Source organism: Pseudomonas nitroreducens, from assembly GCF_024170165.1.
GTDB classification, from domain to species: Bacteria; Pseudomonadota; Gammaproteobacteria; order Pseudomonadales; family Pseudomonadaceae; genus Pseudomonas; species Pseudomonas nitroreducens_C.
On record NZ_JALJXP010000012.1, the window covers coordinates 245506 to 253672 of the forward strand.

Below are 8167 nucleotides of genomic sequence, written 5' to 3' on the forward strand. Positions count from 1 at the left end.
GGCATTATAAGGCCGCATCGGCGACCGGCCAGTCCGGATCGCAGGACTGGCAATCAGCGCTGCCTCGTTTAACATCCGTCCTGTGGAAAACGTCTAGCCGTAGACTTCGACCGATCCCATAAGAACCGAGAACAAGGCCGTTCCGTGCATCGTCCCGTCCGCGCTCCCCTGCCGCTGTCCCTGCTTGCCGCCTTGCTGGCGAGCGAGGCCGTGGCGAGCGACCTGTTCGTGGACAGTCTCGACGTCCCTGAAGTTCTGACCGCGACGCGGCTCAAACAGTCCCCTGCCGAAGTCCCCGGCAGCATGACGGTGCTCGACCGCGACCTGATCAAGGCTTCCGGCGCCCGCGACATTCCCGAGCTGATGCGCCTGGTGCCGGGCATGATGGTCGGCTACCTGTCGGGCAACCAGGCGACGGTGAACTACCACGGCACCAACGTCACCGAGGCGCGGCGCCTGCAGGTGCTGGTGGACGGCCGTTCGGTGTACCGCCCGGGCCTGGCCACGGTGGACTGGAGCGACATCCCGGTGGCCATCGAGGACATCGACCGCATCGAGGCCTTCCGCGGCCCCAACGCCGTGAGCTACGGCGCCAACGCGCTGATGGGCGTGATCAACATCCTCACCCGCCACCCCGCCGACAGCCAGGGCACGCGGCTGAAGTACACCGCCGGGCAGAACGGCGTGCGCGACTGGTACGCCAGCCAGGGCATCCATGACCGCTCCGGCGACTACCGGCTGTCACTCTCCGGACAGGAAGACGACGGCTTCGACCACGACCAGTTCGACCGCGACTACCGTGACGGCCGCCGCCTGAGCCGCTTCAACCTGGTCGCCAGCCACAACCTCGACCTGCGCAACAGCCTGGACTGGCAGCTCGCCGCAAAGGAAGGCAGCAACCAGCGCCCCTACGACTACGAGCCGATCTTCGGCAACATCGCCGCCGGCGACGACAACTCCGACCTGACCGCCCGCGACTACGCCGGCTCGATGCGCTGGACCTTCGACATCAACCCCGAACACAGCCTCTACGTGCAGGGCTACGCCGAGCACTGGGAGCGCCTGCAGGACTTCGGTGCGTGCGAAGCGCAGATCGCCTTCAGCCCGCAGCTCGCGCAGCTGTGGAACCTGGACCCGAAGTACGTGCAGAGCTTCGCCGACACGCTTCCACGCATTCCCCGTGGCACGGCGCAGGAACAGGCGCTGGCCCGGCAGGTGGTCCAGCAACTGGCCGCCGGCGCCTACCTGCCGGTCTGCGGGCAGGTGAACCAGAACATCCGCGAAACCCGCTACGACCTCGAAGTCCAGGACACCCTGAGCCTCGCCGACGGCGTGCGGCTGGTCAGCGGCATGAGCTACCGCCATGACCAGGCCACCTCGGAAACCTACTTCGACGGCACGGTGAACAACGACATCTGGCGCCTGTTCGGCCAGCTGGAATGGCACCTGACGCCACACTGGCTGCTGCAGGGCGGCGCGATGGCGGAGGACGACCAACTGTCCGGCAGCTCGATCAGCCCGCGCATCGCCCTCAACTACCTGATCACCCCGCGCCACAGCCTGCGTGCGGTGTACTCCGAGGCCGTGCGTTCGCCGGACATGTACGAGAACGACGTGAACTGGAGCTACCGGGTGCGCAACCTCTCGACCCCGGTCTACGGCCAGTCCAGCGCCTACTACTTTGCTCGCGCCCACGGCCCCGGCGACCTCGACCAGGAGCGCATGCGCTCGCGGGAGGTCGGCTACAACGGCCAGTTCGACGAACTCGGGCTCGCACTCGACATCAAAGCCTACTACGACGAAATCCACGGGCTGATCAGCGATCCCTTGAAGGTCTCCGACTTCGAACCGACCAACGACAACGAAATCCGCTTCAGCGGTGCCGAGACCCAACTCGACTGGCGCCTGACGCGGCAGGATCGCGTGCGCCTGACCTACGCCTACGTCGACTACGACGCCAGCAGCCGCTATGACCAGCGCCTCACCGCACGCAACAGCGGCTCGGCCGGCTGGATGCGCGACTGGGGGCGCGGCTGGTCGAGCTCGGTCTTCTACTACGGTGACGATGCGCTGAACGAGCACCGCTTCGAGCGCGTCGACCTGCGCGTGGCCAAGCGCATTCCCCTGGGCCGCACCGCACTGGAACTGGCCGGCGTTCTGCAACAGCGGCTGGACGACGAGCCGCTGACCTGGCCGGAAAACCGCTACGACAGCCGCCACCTGCTCTACTTCAGCGCCGAGGTGGACTTCTAGCATGTCTGCCCGCCGCTCATGGACGAGCCCCGGAATCCTCCTCAGCGCCCTGCTCCTCGGGCTGGCCTGGCTGTTCGCGCTGCCGGCCCAGGCCCGCGACATACTGCTGGTCAGCACGGAACAGAGTCCTGCGCTGCAGGACTTCGCCGAGGCCCTGACGCAACGTCGCCCGCATGACCAGGTGCGCCTGGAGTCCCCGGAAAACCTGCCGCCCGCCGCCAAGCTGGATGGCGAGACCCGCCTGCTGCTGCTCGGCAGTGGCGCGCTGAACTGGCGTCTGGCCAGCCACGACGCGCCGCCGGCGCTGACCCTGCTGGTCAGCCGCGTCGAAGCCCGACAGGTGCTGGGCGAGCGCGAACCGCCTCACCTCAGCCTGCTGTGGAGCGACCCGCCACCGGCACGCCAGTTGCAACTGGCGCTGCAACTCAGCCCACGCCCGCAACGCATCGGCGTGCTGGTCGGCCCCAGCAGCGAATTCCTCCTGGAAGAGCTTCAGCGCACCGCCGAACAGCTCGGCGTCGAACTGGTCAGCGAGCTGCAGACCCGCGCCGAAGACAGCCGCCCGCTGCGAGAACTGCTCGGTCGCAGTGACCTGTTGCTCGGGTTGGACGACAAACAGCTTTATAACGCACAGACCATCAAGGGCATCCTCCTCAGCGCCTACGCCGAGAACCGGGCGCTGATCGGCCCGACCGCCGCCTTCGTCAAGGCCGGCAGCCTGGCCAGCAGCTACAGCGACCAGAGCGACTGGCTGGAGACCCTCGACACCCTGCTCGACGAGCCGGCGGAGCAATGGCCCCGCAGCCTCTACCCCGAACGCTTCAAGGTGCAGAGCAACCGCCAGGTGGCGCGCTCGCTCGGCATCGACCTGCAAGGCGACGCGGAACTCGCGCAGCGCCTGGCCGAAGGAGAGAAACCATGAGTTCCCGCAAGAGCTGGAACATCCAGACGCGCATGCTGGCCATCAGCCTCGGCCCGGCGCTGCTGCTCACCGTGCTGCTGACCGGTTACTTCACCTACTCGCGTCTGCAGGACCTGCGCCTGGAGTCCAACCACACCGGCCAGCTGATCGCCAACCAGCTCGCCCCGGCGGCGGAGTACGGGGTGATCTCCGGCAACCTGCCCGTACTGCAGAGCCTGCTGCGGGCGACGCTGAGCACCGCCCACGTGCGCTTCATCGAAGTGCGCGACCGCGGCGACAACATCCTCGTCTACGTCGAGCACGCCGCCGATCCCGCGCAGGCCAGCACCAAGGTGGAAATCTTCCACGCCTCGATCCAGCGCGAGAATATCGCCCTCAACGAGGGCGAGCTGGGTGCCTCCAACGACATGCTGCCGGCCGCCGCACCGCCTTCGGGCGACTACCTCGGCCGCGTGGTGGTCGGCATGGCCAGCGACGCCTTCAGTCAACGGCAGCAGGAAATCCTCCTCAAGGCCAGCCTGCTCGCGCTGTTCGCGCTGATCCTCACCTACCTGCTGGCGCGCCGCCTCGCCCGCCGCCTGGCCGCGCCGATCCGCACCATGGGCCGCGCCGTGCAGGCGATCCAGACCGGCGACTACCACACCACCCTGCCGGTGCCGGATGACGGCGAAGTCGGCGACCTGGCGCGGCACATCAACAACCTCGCCCGCGGCCTGCAGCAGGCCAGCCTCGAGCAGGAACGCAGCATCGCCCAACTGGTGGCGGCGCGGGAGGAAGCCGAAGAGGCCAACCGCGCCAAATCCGATTTCCTGGCGATGATGAGCCACGAGCTGCGCACCCCGATGAACGGTGTGCTGGGCATGCTGCAGTTGCTGGAAACCACCGAGCTGAACCAGGAGCAGGCCGAGTACAGCGCGCTGGCCACCGAATCCACCGAGCACCTGCTCAAGGTGATCAACGACATCCTCGACTTCTCCCGCGTCGAACGCGGCGCCCTGGAACTGGAGCGCATCCCGTTCAACCTGCTGGAATTGATCCAGAGCTCGATCCAGGTGTTCCAGCACAGCGCCCAGCAGCGCGGCCTGGAACTGGAAATGAACGTGCAGGACGGCCTCGACAACCTCGAAGTGCAGGGCGACCCGACGCGCATCCGGCAGATCCTGGTCAACCTGCTGGGCAACGCCCTGAAGTTCACCGAAGAAGGCGGCGTACGCCTGGAAGCCAGCTGGCAGGCGCTGGACGACGAAGTGCTGTGGCTCAGCTGCTCGGTGCAGGACAGCGGCATCGGCATCTCCCGCGAGCGCCTGGAGCACATGTTCGAAGCCTTCCAGCAGGCCGACTCGTCCACCTCGCGGCGCTACGGCGGCACCGGACTGGGGCTGTCCATCGCGCGCACCCTGGCCGAACGGATGGGCGGCACCCTGGGCGCGGTCAGCGAGGAAGGCTGCGGCTCAACCTTCACCCTGGAAATTCCCCTGCCCTTCCGGGAGCGGCAGAGTGCCGCAGACGATGGGACGAACGGCGGCGACGCGCTTGCCACTGGTCAGTCCGTGCTGCTGGTAGAGGACAATCCGGTGAATCAAACGGTCATAGAAGCCATGTTGCGCAGCCTGGGTTATCGCGTCACGCTGGTGGGTGACGGCGCCCAGGCAGTGCGCGCCTCGGAGCGCGGCGAGTTCGCGGCGATCCTGATGGATTGCCGCCTGCCGGTGCTCAACGGCTACGAAGCCACCCGGCAGATCCGTGCAAAACCGGGCGGCGAACAGGTACCGATCATCGCCCTGACCGCCAACGCGCTGCAGGGCGACCGCGAGGCCTGCCTTGACGCAGGAATGAACGACTACCTCGCCAAGCCGTTCAAACGTGCGGAGTTGCAGCGGATTCTGCAGCGCTGGGTTGCTCCAGGTCGTTGATCGATGGCGCGCTTGCCCGCAAACTGCTGACCGGCCAGGGGCCTGCGTTCCGACGGGACCTGGCATCGGCGAAAAGTGAACAAGCGTTCGCCGATTGCTGTGACTTTCACTGAAAGGCAATAGTCTATGACTAGGCTGCCGCATGACACCGTGACAAGCACAACGGAACGCGGCGCCGCAGGCACAAGCCAAACAACGCCTGCTATCCAGGATTTTTGAGGAGCTCGCATGACCAAACAAAACGCCTTCACCCGAGAAGACCTGCTGCGCTGCAGCCGCGGCGAGCTCTTCGGCCCGGGTAATGCGCAACTGCCCGCCCCGAACATGCTGATGATCGACCGCATCACTCACATCAGTGAAGTCGGCGGCAAGTATGGCAAGGGCGAACTGGTCGCCGAGCTGGATATCAACCCGGACCTGTGGTTCTTCGCCTGCCACTTCGAAGGCGATCCCGTCATGCCGGGCTGCCTGGGCCTCGACGCCATGTGGCAGCTGGTTGGCTTCCACCTCGGCTGGCAGGGCAACCCCGGCCGCGGCCGCGCCCTGGGTTCGGGCGAAGTGAAGTTCTTCGGCCAGGTCCTGCCGACCGCCAAGAAAGTCACCTACAACATTCACATCAAGCGTACGATCAATCGTTCGCTGATCCTGGCCATCGCCGACGGCACCGTCAGCGTCGATGGCCGCGAAATCTACAGCGCCGAAGGCCTCCGCGTCGGCCTGTTCACTTCCACTGACAGCTTCTAAGGGTATCCGCATGCGTCGCGTCGTGATCACCGGTCTGGGCATCGTTTCCTGCCTGGGCAATGACAAAGACACCGTCTCCGCCAACCTGCGTGCAGGCCGTGCTGGCATCCGCCACAACCCCAGCTACGCCGAGATGGGCCTGCGCAGCCACGTTTCCGGTTCGGTCAACCTGAATCTGGAAGAGCTGATCGACCGCAAGGTCTTCCGCTTCATGGGCGACGCCGCCGCTTATGCCTACCTGGCAATGGAACAGGCGATCAAGGACTCCGGCCTCAGCCCCGAGCAGATCTCCAACCCGCGCACCGGCCTGATCGCCGGCTCCGGCGGCGCTTCCACCCTGAACCAGATGGAAGCCATCGACACCCTGCGCGAGAAGGGCGTCAAGCGCATCGGCCCATACCGCGTCACCCGCACCATGGGCAGCACCGTTTCTGCGTGCCTGGCCACTCCCTTCCAGATCAAGGGCGTGAACTACTCCATCTCCTCGGCCTGCGCCACCAGCGCGCATTGCATCGGCCAGGCCATGGAACAGATCCAGCTGGGCAAGCAGGACGTCGTCTTCGCTGGCGGCGGTGAGGAAGAACACTGGAGCCAGAGCTGCCTGTTCGACGCCATGGGCGCCCTCTCCACCCAGTACAACGACACCCCGGAAAAGGCCTCCCGCGCCTACGACGCCAAGCGTGACGGTTTCGTCATCGCCGGCGGCGGCGGCATGGTCGTGGTCGAAGAGCTGGAACACGCCCTCAAGCGTGGCGCCAAGATCTACGCCGAAATCGTTGGCTACGGTGCGACTTCCGATGGTTACGACATGGTTGCCCCGAGCGGCGAAGGCGCCATCCGCTGCATGCAGCAGGCCCTGTCGACCGTGGACACCCCGATCGACTACCTGAACACCCACGGCACCTCCACCCCGGTCGGCGACGTCGCTGAAATCCGTGGCGTGCGCGCAGTGTTCGGTGACAAGGCCCCGGCCATCAGCTCCACCAAGAGCCTGTCCGGCCACTCCCTGGGCGCCGCTGGCGTTCACGAAGCGATCTACTGCCTGCTGATGATGGAAGGCAACTTCATCGCCGGTTCGGCAAACATCGACGAACTGGACCCGGAAGTCGCTGACCTGCCGATCCTGCGCGAAACCCGCGAAAACACGAAGATCGACACCGTCATGAGCAACAGCTTCGGCTTCGGCGGCACCAACGCCACCCTGGTCCTGAAACGCCACAACGGCTGATCGGTGATCAAAACAAAAAAGGCGCCCCAGGGCGCCTTTTTTGTTGCCTGCGATTCTGCCCTACCCTCGCGCCGCCATTCCCGTCAGGATGAGCAGATTGGATAGCAGGGAGCGTGCAGATGGATGTTCTGATCAGACAGGCCCGCAGCAACGACGCCAAGGCCATCAGCCAGGTCATCGTAGCGGCCGTCAGGGAAGGCAACGGCCAGGACTACCCGGCGAGCGTCATCGAATCGGTGGTGGCGAACTTCTCGCCTGATCGGGTGATCGAGCTACTGGAGCAACGCCGAGTGTTCGTCGCCTTGCTGAATGACGAAATCGTCGGCACAGGCGCCCTGGATGGCCATGCCGTGCGCAGCCTCTTCATAACGCCACAGCAGCAGCGCAAGGGCATCGGCCAGGCCCTGATGGGTCAAATCGAGAAAGCCGCCCTGGAGCGCGGCGTAGAGACCCTGCTGGTCCCCTCATCCCTCACCGCCGAAAGCTTCTACGCCCGCCTGGGCTATCGCCTGCTGCGCGAACAACTCCACGGCGAAGAACGCACCCTCATCATGACCAAACCCCTCTCCCCTCTGTAGGAGCGAGCTTGCTCGCGAACCGAATCCTTCACGGCTCTCCGGCCAACGCCAAAGTCACCCTCTATGCTGAACGGTTCCCTCTCCCTTCAGGGAGAGGGTTAGGGAGAGAGCGCACTGCACAGCAGTATCCCGTTGCACAGTCGTGAGGCGGATAACCCGTTCCGGGTTATTCGCCCTACGTAAGGCCCCATATTGTTTTTTCCGCCCCATAAAACAAAACCCCCGACCAGCTTTCGCTGATCAGGGGCTTTGGAATTAGAAGCTTGACGATGACCTACTCTCACATGGAGAAACTCCACACTACCATCGGCGATGCATCGTTTCACTACTGAGTTCGGGATGGGATCAGGTGGTTCCAATGCTCTATGGTCGTCAAGCAATTCGGTTGGATGCTCGCCTTGGCGCTCATCCAAATTCGGGTTGCTTACACTAATAAGCAAAACCCCCGGCCAGCGATGCTGACCAGGGGTCTTGGGATAGGAGCTTGACGATGACCTACTCTCACATGGAGAAACTCCACACTACCATC

The 8167-nt window shown here is 65.0% G+C and carries 6 protein-coding genes and 1 rRNA gene; 6 read left to right on the top strand and 1 reads right to left on the bottom strand.

What is annotated here, in order from left to right; all coding sequences use genetic code 11:
* Positions 1-144 precede the first annotated feature (144 nt).
* The 6 genes from J2T47_RS22965 (at position 145) to J2T47_RS22990 (ending at position 7638) form a co-directional block, all read left to right on the top strand.
* Entirely contained in the window at positions 145-2253 is a 2109-nt protein-coding gene (locus tag J2T47_RS22965; protein WP_253452012.1) for a TonB-dependent receptor plug domain-containing protein, read from the top strand.
* Between the two features lies 1 nt (position 2254).
* Positions 2255-3175 carry an ABC transporter substrate-binding protein gene (locus J2T47_RS22970; protein WP_253452015.1) on the top strand — a complete coding sequence of 307 codons (921 nt, stop codon included), beginning with the start codon at positions 2255-2257 and terminating at the stop codon, positions 3173-3175.
* Positions 3172-5088: an ATP-binding protein gene (locus J2T47_RS22975; protein WP_253452018.1), complete on the top strand. Its 1917-nt coding sequence runs from the start codon at positions 3172-3174 to the stop codon at positions 5086-5088. The genes J2T47_RS22970 and J2T47_RS22975 overlap by 4 nt, the downstream gene beginning before the upstream one ends.
* 228 nt (positions 5089-5316) lie before the next feature.
* Positions 5317-5832 (top strand): 3-hydroxyacyl-[acyl-carrier-protein] dehydratase FabA, encoded by a 516-nt coding sequence (gene fabA / locus J2T47_RS22980; protein WP_138216449.1) that lies wholly within the window; start codon positions 5317-5319, stop codon positions 5830-5832.
* Positions 5833-5842: 10 nt separating this feature from the next.
* Complete coding sequence (gene fabB / locus J2T47_RS22985; RefSeq protein WP_253452021.1) at positions 5843-7060, top strand: beta-ketoacyl-ACP synthase I; 1218 nt, start codon at positions 5843-5845, stop codon at positions 7058-7060.
* 119 nt (positions 7061-7179) lie between these two features.
* The gene (locus tag J2T47_RS22990) at positions 7180-7638 is read left to right on the top strand and encodes a GNAT family N-acetyltransferase (protein ID WP_253452024.1); all 459 of its coding nucleotides are present in this window, start codon (positions 7180-7182) and stop codon (positions 7636-7638) included.
* A 261-nt stretch (positions 7639-7899) separates the two neighbouring features.
* On the opposite strand, the gene rrf is transcribed toward J2T47_RS22990, so the two are convergent.
* Positions 7900-8015, bottom strand: a 5S ribosomal RNA gene (gene rrf, locus J2T47_RS22995).
* Between the last annotated feature and the right edge of the window lie 152 nt (positions 8016-8167).